Source organism: Cohnella sp. GCM10020058, from assembly GCF_042683485.1.
Taxonomy (GTDB): Bacteria; Bacillota; Bacilli; order Paenibacillales; family Paenibacillaceae; genus Cohnella.
This window is the reverse complement of the sequence record NZ_JBHUJV010000014.1, coordinates 91,808-112,127: the sequence shown is the minus strand read 5'-3', so window position 1 is coordinate 112,127 and position 20,320 is coordinate 91,808. Positions and strand designations below refer to the sequence as shown.

Annotated in this window: 17 protein-coding genes and 1 pseudogene; 2 read left to right on the top strand and 16 right to left on the bottom strand. The window is 61.4% G+C overall.

Features of this window, described 5'->3' with window-relative positions:
* Positions 1–32 precede the first annotated feature (32 nt).
* The 6 genes and pseudogenes from ftsH to ACFSR7_RS24775 form a co-directional block, all read right to left on the bottom strand.
* Complete coding sequence (ftsH, locus tag ACFSR7_RS24800) at positions 33–2,051, bottom strand: ATP-dependent zinc metalloprotease FtsH (RefSeq protein ID WP_378166243.1); 2,019 nt, start codon at positions 2,049–2,051, stop codon at positions 33–35.
* A 104-nt stretch (positions 2,052–2,155) separates the two neighbouring features.
* On the bottom strand, positions 2,156–2,698 hold the full coding sequence (hpt, locus tag ACFSR7_RS24795; RefSeq protein ID WP_378121860.1) for a hypoxanthine phosphoribosyltransferase: 543 nt from the start codon (positions 2,696–2,698) through the stop codon (positions 2,156–2,158).
* Positions 2,699–2,721: 23 nt separating this feature from the next.
* A complete protein-coding gene (tilS, locus tag ACFSR7_RS24790; RefSeq protein ID WP_378166241.1) occupies positions 2,722–4,164 on the bottom strand; it encodes a tRNA lysidine(34) synthetase TilS in 1,443 nt (480 codons plus the stop codon).
* A gap of 23 nt (positions 4,165–4,187) precedes the next feature.
* Complete coding sequence (locus ACFSR7_RS24785) at positions 4,188–5,111, bottom strand: protein kinase domain-containing protein (protein WP_378166239.1); 924 nt, start codon at positions 5,109–5,111, stop codon at positions 4,188–4,190.
* Positions 5,095–5,847, bottom strand: a complete 753-nt coding sequence (locus ACFSR7_RS24780) for a vWA domain-containing protein (RefSeq protein WP_378166237.1) — start codon at positions 5,845–5,847, stop codon at positions 5,095–5,097. Before ACFSR7_RS24780 ends, ACFSR7_RS24785 begins: the two co-directional genes overlap by 17 nt.
* 472 nt (positions 5,848–6,319) lie before the next feature.
* Positions 6,320–7,195: pseudogene (locus tag ACFSR7_RS24775) on the bottom strand (SDR family oxidoreductase).
* 119 nt (positions 7,196–7,314) lie between these two features.
* On the opposite strand from ACFSR7_RS24775, the gene ACFSR7_RS24770 reads away from it, so the two are divergent.
* A complete protein-coding gene (locus tag ACFSR7_RS24770; protein ID WP_378166235.1) occupies positions 7,315–8,472 on the top strand; it encodes a helix-turn-helix transcriptional regulator in 1,158 nt (385 codons plus the stop codon).
* A gap of 212 nt (positions 8,473–8,684) precedes the next feature.
* On the opposite strand, the gene ACFSR7_RS24765 is transcribed toward ACFSR7_RS24770, so the two are convergent.
* Positions 8,685–9,272 carry a hypothetical protein gene (locus ACFSR7_RS24765; protein WP_378166233.1) on the bottom strand — a complete coding sequence of 196 codons (588 nt, stop codon included), beginning with the start codon at positions 9,270–9,272 and terminating at the stop codon, positions 8,685–8,687.
* A 40-nt stretch (positions 9,273–9,312) separates the two neighbouring features.
* A complete protein-coding gene (spoIIE, locus tag ACFSR7_RS24760; RefSeq protein WP_378166231.1) occupies positions 9,313–11,919 on the bottom strand; it encodes a stage II sporulation protein E in 2,607 nt (868 codons plus the stop codon).
* 377 nt (positions 11,920–12,296) lie between these two features.
* On the opposite strand from spoIIE, the gene ACFSR7_RS24755 reads away from it, so the two are divergent.
* Positions 12,297–12,977, top strand: a complete 681-nt coding sequence (locus tag ACFSR7_RS24755; protein ID WP_378166229.1) for a peptidylprolyl isomerase — start codon at positions 12,297–12,299, stop codon at positions 12,975–12,977.
* 283 nt (positions 12,978–13,260) lie between these two features.
* Here the strand turns inward: ACFSR7_RS24755 and ACFSR7_RS24750 are convergent, their stop codons facing one another.
* The 8 genes from ACFSR7_RS24750 to ACFSR7_RS24715 all read right to left on the bottom strand — a co-directional run bounded on the left by ACFSR7_RS24750 (position 13,261) and on the right by ACFSR7_RS24715 (position 20,288).
* Entirely contained in the window at positions 13,261–13,719 is a 459-nt protein-coding gene (locus ACFSR7_RS24750; RefSeq protein WP_090117826.1) for a S1 domain-containing RNA-binding protein, read from the bottom strand.
* 143 nt (positions 13,720–13,862) lie between these two features.
* Positions 13,863–14,180 (bottom strand): septum formation initiator family protein, encoded by a 318-nt coding sequence (locus tag ACFSR7_RS24745; protein ID WP_378166227.1) that lies wholly within the window; start codon positions 14,178–14,180, stop codon positions 13,863–13,865.
* A 114-nt stretch (positions 14,181–14,294) separates the two neighbouring features.
* Positions 14,295–14,918 (bottom strand): spore cortex biosynthesis protein YabQ, encoded by a 624-nt coding sequence (gene yabQ / locus ACFSR7_RS24740; protein ID WP_378166225.1) that lies wholly within the window; start codon positions 14,916–14,918, stop codon positions 14,295–14,297.
* Entirely contained in the window at positions 14,915–15,196 is a 282-nt protein-coding gene (gene yabP, locus ACFSR7_RS24735; protein WP_378121846.1) for a sporulation protein YabP, read from the bottom strand. The genes yabQ and yabP overlap by 4 nt, the downstream gene beginning before the upstream one ends.
* A gap of 123 nt (positions 15,197–15,319) precedes the next feature.
* Positions 15,320–15,601, bottom strand: a complete 282-nt coding sequence (locus tag ACFSR7_RS24730) for an RNA-binding S4 domain-containing protein (RefSeq protein ID WP_378166223.1) — start codon at positions 15,599–15,601, stop codon at positions 15,320–15,322.
* Between the two features lie 3 nt (positions 15,602–15,604).
* Complete coding sequence (locus ACFSR7_RS24725; RefSeq protein WP_090117831.1) at positions 15,605–15,877, bottom strand: HU family DNA-binding protein; 273 nt, start codon at positions 15,875–15,877, stop codon at positions 15,605–15,607.
* Positions 15,878–16,067: 190 nt separating this feature from the next.
* Complete coding sequence (yabN, locus tag ACFSR7_RS24720) at positions 16,068–17,552, bottom strand: bifunctional methyltransferase/pyrophosphohydrolase YabN (protein WP_378166221.1); 1,485 nt, start codon at positions 17,550–17,552, stop codon at positions 16,068–16,070.
* Positions 17,553–18,599: 1,047 nt separating this feature from the next.
* Positions 18,600–20,288: a polysaccharide biosynthesis protein gene (locus ACFSR7_RS24715; RefSeq protein WP_378166220.1), complete on the bottom strand. Its 1,689-nt coding sequence runs from the start codon at positions 20,286–20,288 to the stop codon at positions 18,600–18,602.
* Between the last annotated feature and the right edge of the window lie 32 nt (positions 20,289–20,320).

Genomic DNA, 20,320 nt, shown 5'->3' with positions numbered 1-20,320 from the left:
CAGCGAAATCGCGGGTTTTATTCGTATGACAGTTACTTCGGCTCGTTGTCCTCGTCATTCCGTTGATCCGGATTCGGAGGCGTCTGATTGGCATTTGTCTCTTCGTCGCGCGGGGTGATGCGGACGCGGACATTGCCGCCGAGCGTGTCGATGGTCGGCTCAACGCCGGTCGGCTCGCTGCCCGAATCGCCGCCGTCGCCATCGTTCGCGGCGTTGATGTCGCCCTTCTCGATGAGCGCTTTGATCTGCTCCAACTCGAGCGTCTCTTGCGAGAGCAGCGTATTGGCAAGCAGGTGAACCTCTGCGCTCTTCTCGGTGAGCAGCTTCTTGGCGCGGTCGTAGCAAGACTGGATGATCGTCTGCATCTCTTGGTCGATCTCGTACGCAATTGCATCCGAGTAGTTCTGCTCGTGACCGATATCCCGGCCAAGGAACACTTGGCCCTGGGTCGCGCCGAACTGCATCGGCCCGAGCTTGTCGCTCATGCCGTATTCCATGATCATGCTGCGCACGATGCCCGTCGCTTGCTTGAAGTCACTGTAAGCGCCGGTGCCAATCTCGCCGATGAACAATTCTTCGGCGACGCGGCCCGCGAGCAAGCCGGTGACCTTATCCAGCAGCTCTTGCTTGGTGACCAGCATGCGGTCTTCCTTCGGCAGCATGATGACGTAGCCGCCCGCACGTCCGCGCGGAATGATCGTCACCTTGTGCACCATGTCGGCGTGCTCCAGGAAGAAGCCGACAATCGTGTGACCGGACTCGTGATAAGCGACGATGCGCTTCTCGCGCTCGCTGATGACACGGCTCTTTTTCTCCGTGCCGACGATAACGCGGTCGATCGCTTCGTCGACTTCTTGCATCGCGATGTCCTTCTTGTTCTTGCGCGCCGCGAGCAGCGCCGCTTCGTTGAGCAGATTCTCCAGGTCGGCGCCGGTGAAGCCGGTCGTCCGCTTGGCGATCGTGCCCAGCCTTACGTCCTTGTTCAGCGGCTTGTTGCGCGCGTGAACCTTGAGTACCGCCTCGCGGCCCTTGACGTCCGGACGGTCGACCGTAATCTGACGGTCGAAGCGGCCCGGGCGCAGCAGCGCGGGGTCGAGAATGTCGGGTCGGTTGGTCGCTGCGACGATGATGATGCCTTCGTTCGCGCCGAAGCCGTCCATTTCCACGAGCAACTGGTTAAGGGTCTGCTCGCGCTCGTCGTGTCCGCCGCCGAGGCCTGCGCCACGCTGACGGCCGACGGCGTCGATCTCGTCGATAAAGATGATACAAGGCGCGTTTTTCTTCGCATTTTCGAACAGGTCGCGGACGCGGGATGCGCCGACGCCGACGAACATTTCGACGAAGTCCGAGCCCGAGATGCTGAAGAATGGCACGCCGGCTTCGCCTGCTACAGCGCGAGCCAGCAACGTCTTACCGGTACCCGGAGGGCCGACGAGCAGTACGCCCTTCGGAATTCGAGCGCCAAGCGCCGCGAACTTGCGGGGATCCTTCAGGAATTCGACGACCTCGACGAGCTCCTGCTTCTCTTCGTCCGCACCCGCTACGTCCTCGAACGTCACGCGCTTTTTCTCTTCATTATAGAGACGGGCCTTGCTCTTGCCGAAATTCATCACCTTGCCGCCGCCGCCCTGCGCCTGATTAATCAGGAAGAAGAACAGGATGAACATAATGACGAACGGTATGATGGAGGTGAGGAACGTCAGCCAGAAGCTCTCGCCCTGCATCGCCTTGTTCTTGAGATCGAAGCCCTGCTCCACAGCAGCGTCGCTAATCGCATTGGCGTCTCGCTCGGTCTGAATCCGGGTCGAGAATGCATCGCTCTTGTGGCCTTCAGGCGCCATGTCCTTCTTGAAATGGCCGGTCAGCAGATAGGTACCGCGGTTGACCTGCATCTCGAGGTCCTGAATGGTCTTCGACTGGATCGCAGTCATGAGCTGGTTGTAGGTGAGCGGCTCGGTCGTCGTATTCTTGCCTATAAAGAACTGAACGATGCCGACGGTCACCAAAAATATAAGCAAATAAAATCCCGTATTCCGGATAAACCGATTCATCCCTGACCTCCTCCCGACACGCTTTCATCATTTTACCATAGCCTGTCTTGGTATCTCAATAAAACGCGCGGCTGCGCGGAAAAACCATCGGAAGGCTGCAGTACTCAGCGGTTCGAGTAAATTTCTTCTTTTAGAATACCTACGTATGGGAGATTACGGTAATGCTCGGCATAGTCAAGACCGTAACCGACGACAAAAGCATCGGGAATGCTGAATCCGGTATAATCGGCGTTCAGGTCGACGGTGCGGCGGCCTGGCTTGTCGAAAAGCGCGACGACACGGACTGACTTGGCATTGCGCCGCTCGAGCACGTCGATCAGATAGCTGAGCGTGAGGCCGCTGTCGATGATGTCCTCGACGATCAGGATATCGCGTCCTTCGACCGAATTGTCCAGATCCTTGACGATGCGGACTTCACCGCTGGAGCGCGTCGAGTTGCCGTAGCTCGATACGGCCATGAAGTCCAGCTCGATCGGAATCGTAATGTTCTTCGACAGATCGGCCATAAAAATAAAGGCGCCCTTCAACACGCAGATTACCAGTGGGTTGCGCCCCTCGTAATCGCGGCTGACGGCGGCTCCCAGTTCCCGTACCTTCGATTGGATCTGCTCTTCCGAGTAAAGTACTTCTTGAATGTCATTCTGCAACGATGGGACCTCCCGGGCCGATGTTAAACGGTATGATGGCTTGACTCCGAACATGTCACGCGGATGGCCGCTCCTGCTCCCGAGTTCGGTACGGCGTGTCGCGAGCGCCTGAGACCAGGCATCCAAAGGATACGGCCGGCGCCGTCGACGAGCAGCGGCTTCAGGTGACGCAGGCTGCGGGGAACCTTGGCGTCGACGAGTATATCTTGCACCTTCTTGGAGCCGTTTAGTCCCAATGGCTCCATCCGGTCTCCCGGCCTCCGGCTGCGCATCGCAAGCGGCATTGCAAGCTCCGCCTCGTCAAAAAAGGCCTCCCAGCGGGAGCCCGGCGAAGGGTCGCAGATCCCGGCTTCCCGGCTTATCCGGAATACAAGGCCGCACTCGGGCACCGCTACCTCGAGCCGTTCGGAACGCGCGGGGAGCTCCGCGACGGTATAGGCATAACCGGCTTGCTCATCCGGCATGGGTCCTATGTACGCATAGCCATACTCCCGAAGCAGCACAAGTCCGCCCCCGATGGCGAAGCGGGCGACGTCCGGCCGCTCGGCCGTCAGTATCGCCACGATCTCTTCCACCTGCTCGAATCGAGCCTGGGCATGCGGTCCTGCAAGACCATTTAATATTAGTTTAATCATTCTGCGTTGTAAAGCAAGGTGAAGCCCCCGAACAAAGCCTGCGTCGAGCCGCCATCCCCCGTCCGATCGTCTGGCCCCCGCGGCCATCGCGCGTCGGACTTCGGCTTCCATATATTCGTCGTCCGCCGATGCAAGCTCGGCGAGACGAGCCAACCCGGCGCGCAGGTCCGGATTGTACTGTTCGAGATAGGGAAGCGCTTCGAGCCTAATTGCGTTCCGGACATATTGCGTCTTGCCGTTGCTGCTGTCCGTCGCAAACGGCACGCCGTGCCGCTCGTTGTACGCAAGCAGCTCGCTTTTGGTTATACGCAGCAGGGGGCGTATGAGTTCCAACTCTTGCTCGGGACGCCGGGTGGGAATTCCCGCCAGCCCGGTCACGCCGCTCCCCCGCAGCATTCGCATGAGTACCGTCTCCGCCTGGTCGTCCGCGTGATGGGCGACGGCGATCGTCCTGGCGCCATGCCGGCGCGCGGCGTCGCGTAAGAACGCATACCGCCGCTCCCGGGAGGCGGCCTGCGAATTCATGCCCGTCTCTTCGATATAAGCGGGCATATCGATCTCGGCAATCTCGAACGGAATCCCCCAAGCGGCAGCGGTCTCGCGCACGAGGGCGGCCTCGGCATCGGATTCCGTCCCGCGGAACCCATGATTGACATGCGCCGCGACGACGAACCAGCCGTCCCGGACAGCCGAGGTTTGCAGCAAATGGAGCATCGCCATCGAGTCCGGTCCGCCGGAGACGCCCGCGAGGACGCGGGCGCCGGGGCCGATGCCGAACGTATCTCTCAGCAACCGCGCGATCCGTAGGGCTAACTCGTCTTGCGCCTCCACTCGTACTTCCCCCAATTCCCGTTCTATTGAAGCAGCCAGAATGCGGCGGCGGATACGCAGAGCAGCAAAGAGGCGGCAAACAACCCCGCCATCCATCCCGGCACCTTGCCGCGACTCATACGGACGGCCTCTTCCGCTGCGGCGCGCATGCGATTCCGCCAATGCTCGGATGCCTCGCGGGCATCCTTGAACTTGCCGTACAGCGCCAATTCCATCCAGCTCTCCATTTTCTTGAGCTCGGCATGGCTGCGGACCAGCGCCATCAGCTCGCGCGGATGCCGATTCTGCGGCAGCAGCATCTTGGTCATATGCAGCAGGCGCTTGCCGTCGAGTGCATGTATCCATAGCACGGCCACGGAAAAGACGTCATAGGACGGATCCGCCGTCCGGCTGCCCGCCGACCAATAGCCCCGGTCGTAGACTTCCGTGAATTGGCGTACCGAACGTCCCATCGCGGTCATGCCGCCGTAATCGACGAGCGACACCCGCCCGTAATCGGTAACGAGGATATTGTCGCTTTTCACATCGCCGAACGCCCAGCCCGCCGCGTGCAGCTCCGAGAGCCGGTTCAGCAGACGGTAACCGACGACGCCGTACCAGGCGCCGCCATGCTCGGCCAGGTAGGTCTTCACGGGCACGCCCGGCACGTATTGCATGACATAAAACGGCAGGACTCGGCCCTGCCACTCCGCATCGTCCACGTCCAGCAGAAAAGGCGGACGCTTCCGCTCCCGCTGGTCCAGCGAGGCGAGCACGTTCGCTTCTGCTTGGAGGTCCTCGAGCTGCATGCCAATCTTCAGCGCGTAAGTCCGCAGTCCGCTAATTGCCATATAAACTTGCCCGTTCGCTCCGATCCCGAGCATGCGCTCCAGCCGGTATGAACGTCCGTTCCACTTCCCGCGCAGTACCGTTCCGGCCGGTACGCGCGCGTCAGACGACGTAGTCACTCCGCATCCCGTCCGTATCGTCGCGCCTCGCAGGCGCGGTGTGCTGCGGTTCTGTTTCCAGTTTACCACAAGTTTCCCGGAAAAACTCCACAACGCGCAAAAGCGCGGGACCCGTCGGCGTCGTCCCTTTCATGCTGATGCGCCCGAAAATTTGGCCGATGCGGTCGGCGCGATCCGTCCAATCCAAGTCCAGCAGGCAAGCCTCATGCGAGCGCTCTCCGGGAAAATGGAACACCGCGACCGCGCTCTCGCCGCGTCTGGCCTGCAGGCTCAGCGCCAGATCCCGCACGGCTTCCTCGACAGCCCTCATTTTCGGCTTCATGCTCGCGCTGGCGTCGATCAGGAGCGCGACGCGCAGCTCCGCCGTTTCGCCCAGATCCTCCATGACGCGCACGATGTCCGCCCGCTTGTCGGGGGGCAGCTCCGCCGCGGACTCGACGCCGAAGATCTGCCGCAGCTCCCGGTTGACCTCGCCGCGAATCGTGCCTTGCACCGTCTGCCGCGTCATCATCTGCACCGTGCGGGACAGCAGCGCCGGCGACACGATTCGGCTCATGCCGCCTCCCGCGCGCGCAATCTCCGCAATCTCGAGCGCCCCCTGCTCGCCGATGCCTCCCTCGTCCACGATGCCGACGACATTAACGGAGATGCCCTCCGCCTGCGCGACCGACGCCGCGATGGCCGGGCTGTCCCCGACATTCGAGCAGCCGTCCGTGATCAGCAGGATTTGTCTCATGCGCCTCACTCCTTCTCTCGCTATCATTCTAGCTACAGTGTCGCCAGATAACACGAGATTTAACCCAGGTGCAGTACTTGCTGCCTTACCTGCCGGAGGTACTTGGGTACGCTCGGCCTTAAGGAACCTTTGCGCCGCTATTGCTAACACGTGCTAATGGAATAGCGATGCGGCAAATCCTTATGTCGTCGCAAATCGGTTATTGCGATGATATAAAGATGCGACAGATTCTTATTTGGCCTGAAATATTTCCATTGAGCGAAATAACGATACGACACATTTCTATTTGACCCGTAATCGGCTGCTTCGGCCGAATAGCGACCTGCCACGTTCTTATTGTCAAAGCAATTCCAAAAGCTATGCATAATCGCGAACAAAAAAGAGAGACCCTTAAAAGGATCTCTCTCTGTAAAAATCGCGGCCAGCCCCGCAAAACTCCCGCCTGCCGAATCCCAAGGGTCTCGTCCCTAACTTAAAAGCCCTGCTCTGCCGCGTACTTGCCCCAATGCGGGCGACGGCCGTCCACATCTACGATGCCGTACTCGTCGGACAAGCCCCAGGACGTAAAGACCCCGCCGGTCTTGGCGTGCATCTGCGGATCCCCAACCAGCGCCGCAATGCCTCGCGCCGCGTAGTAAGGCGTCTCCGATTGCAGGAAATGCGGCTCCTGCGCCGCGCCGTCGCGCCAGTTAGCCTCCGTGACGCCAAAGTGATCGAGCATTTCCTCCGAGCGGAGGAAGCCGGGCGTGACCGCCAGCGCCGTGACGCCGTGGGGCTTGAGGTCGACGGCCATTCCCTGCGCAAGATGGATGGCGGAGATCTTGGTCAGGCTGTAATAAAGGCTGCCGCGGTACCGGTAATCCCAGCCGTCGGTAATCTCCATCATGACGCCCCGCTTCCCTGCGACTAGCAGCGGAGCGGCGTAGCGCGCGGTGATCAGATGCGACCAGACCGCTCTTTTTTGCATGGCCAATCCCTTCTCCAGATCGTGCTCCCAGAAAGGGACGCCCCACTGCGTGAGCGACTCCCCGCCCCAGATGTCGTTGACCGCGATATCGAGCCTGCCGCCCTGCTCGTCCGCGATTCGCTCGAAGAGCGCGCGAACCTGCGTCTCCTCCGTATGATCGGCCTGTACCGCGATACCGCGGCCACCGGCACCGCTCACCATTTCCGCCGTCTCGTCGACGGTCTCCTTCCGCCCGATGTCGGACAAGCTGCCGCGTACGCTGCGCCCCGTGCATTAGACGGTCGCTCCCTCCGCGCCCAGCGTTACCGCAATGGCTCTCCCCAATCCACGCGTCGCGCCCGCCACCACTGCGATCTGTCCTTCCAGCCTCTTCTCGTTCATCCGGATCAGCCTCCTATTCGCTCACGTTCGCTTACATTGTAGCGGGGAATTCAAGACATCCTTTGTCATATATAACTGTTAAAATGACAAAGAACCCTCTCGCGAAGGAGAAGATGACGATGAGAGCCGACCGGCTGCTTTATATTCTGCAATGCCTTCAGACGCAGCGTCTCGTGAGCGCGCGCGAGCTGGCTGCGAAGCTTGAGATATCCGAACGCACCGTCCATCGGGATATGGAGGCGCTCGCCCAGGCGGGATTTCCCGTCTATGCGGAGCGCGGGCCGCGCGGGGGCTGGATGCTGCCGGAAGGCTACCGGACGCGGTTGACGGGCCTGACGACGGACGAGATCGCGGGGCTGACGGTGCTTCAATCGTCGAGCGCGGTCAGCGACTTGAACCTGTCGGCGCCGACGGAAAACGCAATCGCGAAACTGGCCGCGGCGCTGGCCGGGCCGGCGCGCGACGAGGCGGCGTATGTACGCAAGCATCTGCACGTGGACGGCGCGGGGTGGCATGACGCCAGAGAACCCGCGCCTTATCTGGGACTCGTGCAGCAGGCGGTGTGGGAGAGACGCAAAATGCGCATTCGTTATCCGTCCGGGGAACAAGCGGACGGCGCCGTAAGCGTGGTGATGCCGTGGGGGCTCGTCGCCAAACGGCATACCTGGTACTTCGCGGCGGTCAAAGATCGTCGTGAGCCGGAGGGGAAACCGGCTGCGGGGAGGGATGCTGCAATAAGTGACGTTTTAAAAAACGATGTTGCGGCAGCCGAAGCTGCCGACACCGATACGACAGGGACGGACGCAGTGAACGAAGTTATGCACCGCCACCCTGACGATCGCGCAGCGTCTGCGCTGCCCGAGCTCCGTACTTACCGCGTCTCCAGGCTCGCTGCAGTCGAGCTGCTGGAGGAGCGGTTCGAAGTGCCGGACGGGTTCGATCTGGCGCTATGGTGGGAGCGGTCGATGGCGCAGTTTCGCCGCGAGCTGCCCGTCTATCCTGTGCGTTTACGCGTCCGCGAGGAGGCCTGGGCCCGATTCTCGCGGGAAATCTATGTGCGTGTCAAAACATGCGCCGATGCCGCGGACGGGTGGAAAACGGCCGATGCCGATTTTCACACGCTCGACTCCGCCCTCGGCATTCTCCTCGGGTACGGTGCTTCGATCCGGGTGCTGTCGCCCCGGGCGCTCGCCCGCTCGGTCTTCTCCGAAGCAAAAGCTCTCCTGGCGCTGTACGAAGGGCCGGACTCGGCTCCCCAGGACCAGGGCCATATATAAGTCATCTGACGCGGCGCAAGGCCGCTGCTGTTCATCATCACCGATTGCTTGTTCTTGTTATCGTAGAGCCAGAAAACTTGACTCACCTCCGTGCGCTAACGCCGGCATGGCATGCGCTGATTCGTATATTTATAGGAACCCCCAGCGGGGACAAGGTAAAATGCGCAGCGGGCGATGATCGGTTGTACTGCCCGCGGATGATTGCTGCATCGTCACGTCAGATGGCTCGCCGTCTCAATGATTCCTGCCTCTGGCGGTCCCGTCGTGCTAACTTCCGCCTCCTGCCGATCCACGTCCCTGCAGCGGCGGTCCGAAAGTAGTCGTCCCTGCGTGGCTGCCGCCTTCAATCGCGCGAGCTGGCGGGTATCCGGCATTTTGCGCAGGCGGAGATCCTTCATGCGGTGATTATCCATCGGATAGGAGAGATCTCGCTTCGCCTTCCTGGGCTCGACCCGCGCCTGATCGTCTTCCGCAACGTTCGGCGTTTCCGCCCCTCGATCCGCCGCCTGCCCGGTCGTCTCCTGGGTCGGCCTGACCAGATGCAGGCCTGCCCGCTGCTGGCGGTCGACCAGGCTGCGCTTGGGCTGCATCGGCAGCGCTTGTCCGGCTATCGAAGGAGATAGACCCGGCGATGGCCGCACCGCCGCGGCCTCCAGCCGCCGCACGGCCAGATAGACTTGCTCCGCGATCGCCTCGATCCGTTCGTCTGTCAGCGAGCGGGTATCTCTGCCGAGCATCGTCCCGTCTCCGAGCCTCACCTTATTACCCCCGCCAAGCTTGCTCTGAATCCGCAGCACCATTCGAATCGCTCCCTCTTTTATTTTTGAAAGTATCATCGCCTTAGCTCACCGTCCTTGGCCGCTCGAACCTGGATGCGCCCGTCCAGCGGAAGGACGCCCACTCGGGCTGATGCTTGCTGATGCGGGTGACGACGACCGTCATATCATCCTTCACGCCGCCGCCCGGATGCTGCCTGAGAGCGATGTCGAGCAGCTCGTCGGCGATCTCCTGCGGATCCTCCGTCTCGATCTCCTGGAGCACCCGCTTCATCCATAACTCCTTGTTCATCGCATGCACGGCGTGCCCCGGCGAATCGAGGATGCCGTCCGTCATCATGACCAGCGTGTCGCCCGGCTGCAGCTGGACCCGCAGCACGTCGATCTCGATGTCCTGCAAGATCCCGATCGGCAGATTGCCCGCGGCGATGGGGATGACCTCCCGGCCGCGCTTGATGAAGCTCGGCGTGGAGCCGATCTTCAGCATCGTCGCGCCGGCGCTGTACAGATCGATGAGGGCCAGGTCCACGGTCGCGAACGACTCGTCGGGCGAACGCAGCATGAGCACCGAGTTGACGGACTTGATCGCAAGCCGCTCGTCGATCCCCGACTGAAGCAGCTGCTCGAGCATCGACAGCGCCGTGCTGCTCTCCATGCGTGCCCTTGCGCCATTGCCCATGCCGTCGCTCAGCGCGACGGCATACTTGCCGCTGCCAAGCTCAATTGCGCTGAAGCTGTCGCCCGAGAGCACGTCGCCGTCCTTGGCCGCGCCAGCCATGGCCGTCTCCACCTCATAAGCCTTCGCCGAGGCGAAGCACACGGTCGTGAGCCGGTCCGGTCGGTCGGAGGTCCGCTCGTTACGGACGGACACGGTCTCTCCGAGGATGTCCGACAGGAGCGGGGCGATCACCTTGCGGCCCTCGTCGAAGCCGGGCTTGAACGCATGCACGATCTCAATCTCGATCTGCCCTTCCTCGAGGCTCACGATATCGATGTGCTGGATCGCGAGGCCGAGCTTGTCCAGCTCTTCGCGGATCTGCTCCTCCTGATGGCTCTGCTCCCTCGCCTCTCGCCGGATTTCCCTCACCAGGTCGTCCATGACCTGGGAGACGCCAGACAGCTGCTCGGCGACGAGCATTCGGCTGTCCTGCAGCTGCGTCCGCCAATGCAGGTCGTGACGGTACAGCTCATATTGACGCTTGAGCACGTCGAGGACTTGCGGAACTTTGACGCACTGCTTGTGCAGCGGCTTCGGAATGTCGGCCGGCGAGAGATGGGGCCGTTCCTCTACCGCGGACATGAGATCGGTCATGAGCTTGTAGGTCTGGAAAAATTGCTCGTCCCAGCAAGCGCCGCGCTTGTGGCAGGTCGCGCAGTTGTGCTCGTGGACAGCGTTGATGAAATGTTCGAAGTCCTGGTTCTGCCTGGCCGTCTCACCCGCCTGCGTCATCTGCGTGAAGCTGCGGGACAGCTGGCGGAACACCTCGGAGAAGCGCTCGACCCGTGCGGCCGTGAGGTCGCGAACTTTTTGCGCGTATTCTTGCTGATTGCGTGCATAATTCGAGGTGCCGGGCACATATTGTGCTATAGAGTCCGTCCAAGACTTTGGCGTGAAGGCGATCAGGACGGAAGCCGCCAGCGAAGCCCAGATCGAGGCCATCGTTTCGGCGGAGCCGCCGGTGTAGAGCGCGAGCACCGTCGTGCCGAGCAGGAGACCGAACACGGCCGCCGCCTTGCCGCCTTCGCGGAGAAGGCCGGCCAGCAAGCCGCCGAAGGCGAGCAGGCTGATCTGCGGCACGGATGCGAGGTCGGACAGGCTGAGGATGATGCCCGCGACGACGCCGGCGGACGTTCCGAGCGCCGGGCCCGCCGACAGCGCGAACAGCAGGACAATATATCGCGTGAACACGGCGCACAAAGCGACGCCGTAGATCGTCCAGCCCGTGAGTCCCGTCATGACCGAGGCAAGCAGGATCATGAGGCCGATCCACTCTTCGTGCCGCAATCTGGCCGCCTTCGAGGTTTTGGCCAGCAGCGGCATGGCATGCACGAAGAGCAGCGTGAGCACGAGGGACAATCCGGCCTCTACGCCCGTCAGCAGGTACGGCAGCCAGCCTCTGTCGTCTTGCATGACGGTGCCGAACAGTCCGACCAGCAGGCAGGAAGCGAGGACGACGATCGGCGCGTGGGACAGGTCGGCGCGTTCATACGCCTCCAAGCCGCGATACAATAGATAGATAACGCCGATCTGCGCAGCGATGGCAGCCGGCTCCGGGGCCTGCGCCCAGAAGCTCCCCGCGATCAGCCCAATCGCAGCCCACCAGGCATGCTCCCTGCGCATATAGAGCGTGACGCCGTAGTAAGCCGCCGCAAAAGGCGCAATCCCTTCCAGCATAGAGGCGCGGCCGAGCAGAAATCCGAGAAGGGCGACCGCCAGCAGCCATAAGCCCTTTTTCCTTTCCAGCGACGTACCCCATATCCTTCGCTCCTTCACGGCGCCCGAGTGGCCGACCGCGGCCAATGCGCCTCCTCCCGTCATTGCCGGTCCTTCCTTTCTGCCGAACCACTGCTTGCCTTTGCTCTTCCCGCTTGCCTTGCGCTTGTTCGATGCCGCCGCGCCCGTGTCTTGCCCGGACCGGGGAACGAACGGAATGACGGATGGCTTGTCCATGTCTGGCACCTGCTTTCCTATGTTCGATCGCGTGAATGTTTTTAATTATAGAAGGGCGCAATCAGGAAGTTTGTCAGACCGCGTTGGCGAACGAAAAGTTTTTTCCGACAGATCCCACGTCCGAAAAAGGCGCTTGGCGCGGTTCCGATTTATGGCGGTGCGATGCGGTTTATGCTGTCTTTCTCCGCTCCGGGTCTTCTGCAAAACGTTTAAAACCGCCGCTATCCGACGGCATATAGGAGCCGCAATGCTGACGGCATTCGAGGACGGTTTGACGTACGAACGCGAATCGCGGACGACCTGCGGCGACATGGAATTACTTTCGGGCGATATGCTATGATACGGGGGTGAAAACAGGACAAGGGGGCTTATGAAGAATGAATACGAATAGAATGCGAGCCGTCGGCGTACTGCTGCTGCTCGCTGTCGTGCTGCTGCTCATTGCGGGCTGCGGGAAACGCAATAATCAGAACGAATCGGGGGGCGCACCCGCATCCGAATCGGCGGCGCCTTCATTCGATCCATCCTCGGACAACGACCCGGTCGTCACGATCGAAATGGACAGCGGAGACAAGATCGTCATCGAGCTGTATCCCAAAGTCGCACCGAATACCGTCAACAGCTTCATCTCTTTGGTCAAAAAAGGCTACTACGACGGCACCGTCTTCCATCGCGTCATCCCCGGCTTCATGATTCAGGGCGGCGACCCGGAAGGCACGGGCTCGGGCGGACCCGGCTATACCATTAAAGGCGAGTTCTCGGCAAACAACGTAGACAACCAGCTGCTGCATACGCGCGGCGTTCTCTCCATGGCGCGCAGAAGCGACAGCAACGACAGCGCGGGCTCGCAGTTCTTTATTATGGCGGCCGATTACCCGTCCCTGGACGGTCAATACGCCGCTTTCGGCAAGGTCTTAACCGGCCTGGATACGGTGGACAAGATCGTCGCGCTGCCGACCGGGGAGCAAGACCGCCCCGTCGAGCCGCCCGTCATGAAGAAAGTCACGGTCGATACGAAGGGCGTAGATTATCCGGAGCCGGAGAAGATGGCTGAATAACGGCGTGCAGGCCAGACGCAAGAAGACCGTCGGGAGAAATCTCCCGACGGTCTTCTTGTTTGCTTTCGCCCCTCAAGCTAAGCTCCGGGGTTTCGTTTGACGCTATTTGACGATGCTAACGAGAAACAAGACGGCGCCGATCCCTCCAATTCGCTTGCGAATAGGATGTCCTCCGTCGGCCAATGACGTCCAACCTGGTCATAAGAAACAAATAAGCCGGACTCGCGAGTCCGGCTGCATATCTATATCGCGCAACACGATCCAATTCCCAGAGGGGCTCCGATCAGGAACGACGGCCGCCTCTTCCGCCACGCTTGGATTCTGTGCTCTTCTTCAGGTTGGAGATGCGTTCTTCGCTATCCTTCAGGAAGCGGGATACTTTGTCCTCGAAAGTGGCGCGGACCGGTCCTCCGGGTCTGAAGTTCCTGCCTCCGCGATCGCCTCCGCCGCCGCGAGGTCCGCGCGGGGGGTATTGCTGCTGTTGTTGCTGCTGCTGTTCGGGCGGTTTGTCGACCGCTTGCCGGATGGACAGCCCGATCTTCCCGTCTTTGTCCACGTTGATGACTTTGACGGTGACGGCATCGCCGACCTTTAGATGGTCCTTGACGTCCTTAACGTAGCTGTCTGCAATCTCGGAGATGTGCACGAGGCCCGTAACGCCGCCGGACAAGTCCACAAACGCTCCGAAATGCGTGATACCGGTAACTTTACCCTCTAATTTGGAGCCCACTTCGATGGCCATAAAAACCGAATTTCCTCCCTGACGAAAGTGTGCCGAGATCCTAGCGGCTTCAAACGATAAGTCCGGCTGTGCTGATTATAACCGATCTAGAAAAGTAAGGTCAACCGACGTCCGCCCTTGCGGGGCTTGGCCTCGCAGATTTCTCAAGGGGTCTTCGGCTTAACGATGATAGATTGCTGACCTGGACGGGTCATTCCCTGCTGTATGGCGATCTGACCAATATACTCATCGTCATGCAGTCGGACGATCTCCTTCTTCAATGTCTCGTTCTTCAGCTGGACCTCGGATAGCTTGGTCTTCACGTCGTGCAATTGCGAGGAACGCACGGACGTATGCTGCTGCTGTACGACCAAGGTGTAGATCGCCCAGCTCATGAACAGAATGACGAAAAGAAGCAAAAGTTTGAGACGTCTCTTGAGTCCGACCGAAGCCGGGGTGTTCGCTGTAGTGCTGGTTGGCATTCGGTCGCTCCTCCTAGCAGTCCCTTGCGCTATAAATGGTGTACTAATTATAGCATAATCCCGAGAATTCGAAATATCCTTCTATCGTCATGCTTTACGGACGGATTGTGTCGATTAATCGTCGGGATCCGGCTTATCCGAAGGATCGTCCGGCCCTTTCAAAACGCGCCATACTTCCTTTACCCGCGCCCCCATCCGCTGAAACACCTGCTTCGCGCGGTTGAATTGGTTTCGAACCGGCAGCAGCCTGTCCCACAGCCAACGGCCCGGCGGACCGAGCGGGCGTAGCAGCAGTTTGACCAACCAGAGCAGCAGCGCCGCCGTCACGACGAAGATCGCGTCAAGCAGGCTTGCAAGCATACGCACGATCCACATCAAAGGGACGACAAGCAAAATCCGTACGGTGCGCCAGAGCAGCAGCCCGAGCTTGCGCAGCGTCTCGAAGATCCAGCCTGCGGCCCGCAGCACATGCGAGCTGAACAAACCGAAATACGCGCAAACACCGATGCCGATGCCTAAAAACACGTAGAGACGCACTTCGCCGTAATTGACGCCGAGCAGGATGCGGAACACGATCAGCGTAGCGGCGACCCAGTACAGAAGATCTAGCAGCGGGAGCAGCCAGCGGCGGAAATGAAGACGAGCGGCGGCGGCCCGATAGATATCGAATACGGTGCCCATGCCGAGCCCGCACAATATCATCGCGCCGATCGTCGACCAGTGGACGGCCGCGTTCACCGGAAGAGCTTTCCGAGCAGGCCCTTCGACTTGGAGGCGGCTTTGCCGTCCAGGTAGACGAACGCGTCGATCGTGCCCTCGATGGTCACGAGTCCCTGCTCCAGGCTTAAGTTTTTCATATGAAGGTTATGTCCGCGAACCGCGAGCGGCCCGCAGGACGTGTCCAGCAGAAACTCCTCGCTGTCGAAGCTCTCGACCTGGCTCACGCCCGTGATATCCATCAATTTGCGGTTCTGCAGACGAACATCCTGCACCTTGCCGCTCTTTCCCTGGTCCATGGCGCGTCCCTCCTTTGGATGAGACTAGCATATGGGCCTGTACAGAGAATTAGAACGGACACGCCGGAGAATGCGCGCGGGCATAAAAAAATCCCTTATCTCCGGGCTGGAGATAAAGGATCTTCAGAGAAAAAATTCGTCGCTCTCGCGCTTGCGCACTTCTTCTTTGACGATCGAATAGAGGCCTTCCGCATCTTCCTTTTTGGTCGATTCGAGCAGCTTCTCCACGCGGATCGTCAGAATGCGCTGGCCATACTGGATCTCAAGCTCGTCGCCGATCTTCACGTCGGCGCTCGGCTTGGCCTCGCGCCCATTGAGAAGGACGCGTCCCTGGTCGGACACGTCCTTCGCGACGGTGCGCCGCTTGATCAGCCGCGACACCTTCAAAAATTTATCGAGGCGCATCGATTACTTGACTGCGTCCTTCAGCTTGTTGCCGGCTTTGAAGGCAGGAACCTTGGAAGCGGCGATCTCGATCGTCTTGCCCGTTTGCGGGTTGCGGCCTACGCGGCCGGAGCGGCTGCGGGTCTCGAACGTGCCGAAGCCGATCAGTTGAACCTTGTCGCCGGACGCCAGTGCGTCGGATACTTCGCCCAGGAAGCTGTTCAGTACGTTTTCTACGTCTTTCTTCGTCAGGCCGCTTTTTTCGGAGATGTTGTTGATCAGGTCCGTCTTGTTCATGGTTAATATTCCTCCCGTAATTGGAAATCTTAAATTGGGTTGGCGCCGTCCGCCATAGAATCTTGTTGTTGACGCAAAAGCACGAAGGTTACTATTCTTCGCCTGCCGATAAAATCCTGCAAATTCCGCGAAAAATAATTCGAAAAAAAGCGGAAAAGCGCGGTCTTGAGCGAAAAATAGAGCCTTCGAACTAGTCGGCGGCGTGCTTGGCTTCTTGCCACCAACCTTCCATCTCTAGTAAATCAGTTTCGTCAAACTTGCGGCCGCTTATACTTAGCCGCTCTTCGATATAACGAAACCGCGCGGCGAACTTGCGATTCGTGCCCGCAAGCGCCTCCTCCGGATCCGCATGGATGAAGCGGGACGCGTTCACGACCGCGAACAGGAGATCTCCGAATTCCTCTTGCTGGCGCTCTTGCGATTCGTCCCGCACCGCCGCCTTGAGCTCGCCCAGCTCCTCGGCGATCTTGTCCCACACGCCTTCGAGATCCGGCCAGTCGAAGCCGACGCCGGACGCCTTCTTCTGAATCTTGTGCGCGCGCGGCAGCGCCGGCAGGTCCTTGGGAATGCCGTCGAGCAGCGACACGCGCTCCGGGCGTCCCTTCAGCCGCTTCTCCTCGGCCTTCATGGCTTCCCAGTTCCGCAGCGCCTCCTCGGCGTCGCCCGCGTTCTCCGTGCCGAATACGTGCGGATGGCGGAAGATCAGCTTGTAGTTCAACTCCGCGAGCACATCGAACACGTCGAACGCGCCGGTCTCCTCTTCCATCTGACTATGCAGCAGAATCTGCAGCAGCACGTCGCCGAACTCTTCCTTCATGCCGTCGGGATCGTCGAGATCGAGCGCTTCGATCGCCTCGTACGTCTCTTCGATAAAATTGCGGCGGATCGACTGATGCGTCTGCTCGCGATCCCAAGGGCAGCCCTCGGGACTGCGCAATATCGCTACGATCTCGTGCAGCCGCTCGAACGAACGCCGCTGCAGCCTGGCATCGTCGCTTGCGGGAACGTAAACCAGCGTCAAATTGCCGTAGCTCTCCTGGCGGTCCAGATCGTGGAGCGGAATGCGTGCGATGCGCTCCTCTCCCGCGATACCGAGCGCCTGCCCGAGCACGATCTCCTGATCGTCCGGGTAGACGCCCATCAACGTGAGCTTGACGTCCGAAGCGGTGTAAGCGTCATACACCTGGCCGACAACGGTATGCAGCGACGGACGAAGATGCTCGCGCTTCAGGCTTGAGGCGTCCAGCAGCTGGAAGCCCTCGATCGGATCGAAGCCCAGCCGTACGAATGCCTGGTCGAGAAAGCTCTCTCCGCCCAGGATGCGAAGCGAGATGCCGCGCGCTTCCGATTGCTGGCGCAACAGCTGGACGGTGCGCTCCGCGACCATCGGATGGCCGGGCACGGCGTAAACGACCGTCTGCTCCGGATTCGAGGCCGCCTGGATAAGCAGCGTCTCAGCGATATCTTCGTACACCTGCTCGAAGCTGTCGCTGCGCTCGTACAAAGCGTCAAACGGCTCCAGCGCGATGCCGCGCTTCGCGAGATCCGCCACGGCCGGGTGGTCCGCGGTGCGGCAGTAGCGGATGCCGGCGGACTCCAGCGACTTCAGAATGCCGAGCGTCAATTGGTCCTCCCCGCCGGAGCCAAGCCCGACGACGATGATGGATGGGGGCATACGGTACTCATCCTTTCCGGTGCTCGAAGGTCGATAAGCCAGTATAGGTTTAAAATGGGGGCGAAGTCAAAAATGCGGACTGCCAGTTGGCGAGGAAAAGCGTGGTAGTGGCGGAAACGTGGCGCATGGAGCGAGAGGGTTCTGCTTGTGAATTTGGCTGAAAATTGCGGGTAGATATGGCGGTGCGGAGTTGACGGTTCTTTATGTTTGATTCGTTTTAATGATATCCCTTTGGATCAGGAAGGTCGGGAAACAGGGCGATGGGCTCCGTCGCCTGCTATAGGGAAGACGATGGCCTGGTTCGCGAGTCGGCGGACTCCATCGCCTGCTATAGGGAAGGCGATGGCCTGGTTCGCGGGTCGGAAGGCTCCATCGCCTGCTCTAGGGAAGGCGATGGCCTGGTTCGCGGGTCGGTGGGCTCCATCGCCTGCTCTAGAGAAGGCGATGGCCTGGTTCGCGAGTCGGTGGGCTCCATCGACTGCTATAGGGAAGGCGATGGCCTGGTTCGCGGGTGGGTGTGCTCCATCGACTGCTATAGGGAAGGCGATGGCCTGGTTCGCGGGTCGGAAGGCTCCATCGACTGCTATAGGGAAGGCGATGGCACGGTTCGTGGTCGGCGGGCTACATCGACTGCTATAGGGAAGGCGATGGCCTGGTTCGCGAGTCGGTGGGCTCCATCGACTGCTATAGGGAAGGCGATGGCCTGGTTCGCGGGTCGGAAGGCTCCATCGACTGCTATAGGGAAGGCGATGGCCTGGTTCGCGGGTCGGAAGGCTCCATCGACTGCTATAGGGAAGGCGATGGCACGGTTCGCGGTCGGCGTGCTACATCGCCTGCTCTAGGGAAGGCTATTTTCCGCCAAGGATGGCAGAGCAAACCTGAATGAAGGGGATATCGTTAAAACGCCGTGCAGAACGATTCGTAGCGGGAGCATGATTGTTAAAACGTGAGAAGCTCGGGACGTGTCGGTGTATATGCAGTCCGTGTTAGAGCACGTGTATCGATCGTACTGGTGCGGTCAGCGAGCCATATTCCTGCGTTACGGCGTTACGGCGCGGGTGGCGTGCTACCGGGGTCGGCTGCAGTCTCGCGCGACTGGCGCGAAGCGGGCTGCAGCCGGTGCAGCCAATGCTCGGCTCGCGAGCCTGCGACGCCAGGAAGCGCGCGCCATTCGCGCGGGCCGAGCGCGCCGGTGGCGGCTAGCGCTGCCGCGAAGGCGAATGCGCCGAGCGCAATGCACGGCAGCGCCGTGAGCAGCGCCCCGACGCGCGGGTCGAGCCCGCGCGTGAGCGCGGACAGCGCGAGCGAACCGCCGCCGGCGGACGCGGCCAGCACCGCCAGCGCAAGCGCGGAGCGGCCTGCTGCGGCGAAACGCGGGACTGGCAGCGCGCCCAGGCGATGCAGCGCGCCCAGGTTGAGGGCCGCCGCGGCGCCATATGCGCAGGCGGCGGCTGCCGCAGCGCCCGTGATGCCGAAAGCCGGCACGAGCGCTGCGTTAAGCGCCGCCTTGATGAGGGCGGCAAAGGCCAAATGGAAGGCCGGCGCACGAAGGTCGCCGAGCCCCTGAAGCACGGCGGCGCTGACGGCCTGCAGCGCTGCGCCGAGGGCGGCGGCGCCCAGCACGGCCATTGCGGCGGTACCGTGCGCGTCTGCGAACAACGCAATGTTAATAGGCCGCGCAAGGATGGCCAAACCGATGGCGGCAGCGCCGCCGAACCACCAGGCAAGACGCATGGCGAAAGCCGCCTGCGCGCTGCTCTCGGCATCGATGCCTGGGCCGGAACGTGCCATCGTCAAGCTCGGCACGAGGGCGGCGGCAGCGCCACCGGTGGCCATGGACACCAGCTGCAGCAACGCGACGCCGCGGTTGTACTCGCCGAAAGCGGACATAGCGCCCGCAGCGGTATCGCCAGCGCTCTGAAGGAACCGCGGCAGCGTAAATGCGTCGATCAACCCAAACAACGGTGCGACGACCGATCCGGCGGCGACAGGCAGCGCTACCCGGACGATCCTGCGGAGCAGGATGCGGCCAGGTTCTTTTGGCGCGAGCGTGATCGCAGCTGCAGCGGATGCTTGGTGCTCGGCGCGATCGCGGGCCTGGCTGCGCCGGCCGACGATCAGCATCACGGCCAGGCCGGCAGCAGCGCCGGCCGCCAGCCCGCCATGGACGGCGGCGGCCGTCGAGGCCGCCGACCAATCCCGCCGGAGCGCCCAACCGAGGGCGCACAGCATGAAGGCAACGCGTGCGCACTGCTCCGCAAGCTGCGACAGCGCAGGGCGGCCCATCTCGAGCCGCCCCTGGGAATAGCCGCGCAGCGCGGCCGTGATCGGCGCGGCGAGCAGCGCCAGCGAGGAGGCGCGGATCGCGGCCGTCGCCTCGGGCGCACCCATCCAGGCGGCCAGCGTATCCGCCGCATACCAGAGCAGGACGAACGCGGCCAGGCCGCTCGCCGAGAGCAGGGCGGCGGCATAGCGAAGCAGCCGCCGCGCCCCGCGCTCGTCGCCGGCGGCGATTCGCTCGGCGACGAGCGCCGATACCGCGACGGGGATGCCTGCCGCCGCCAGCGTCATCCACATGACCGCCAACGCGTAGACAGCGCTATAAAGGCCGAAGACGCGGTCTCCAGCCAGGTTCTGCAGCGGGATCTTTTGCAGCGTGCCGATGAGCTTGGACAGCAGCGCGGCGCCCCCGAGCAGGGCGGCGCCGCGCATGAGTTGCGATGGTTGGCTTTTCAAGACGCTTGGCCGGCCGCGACATGCCGCGATCG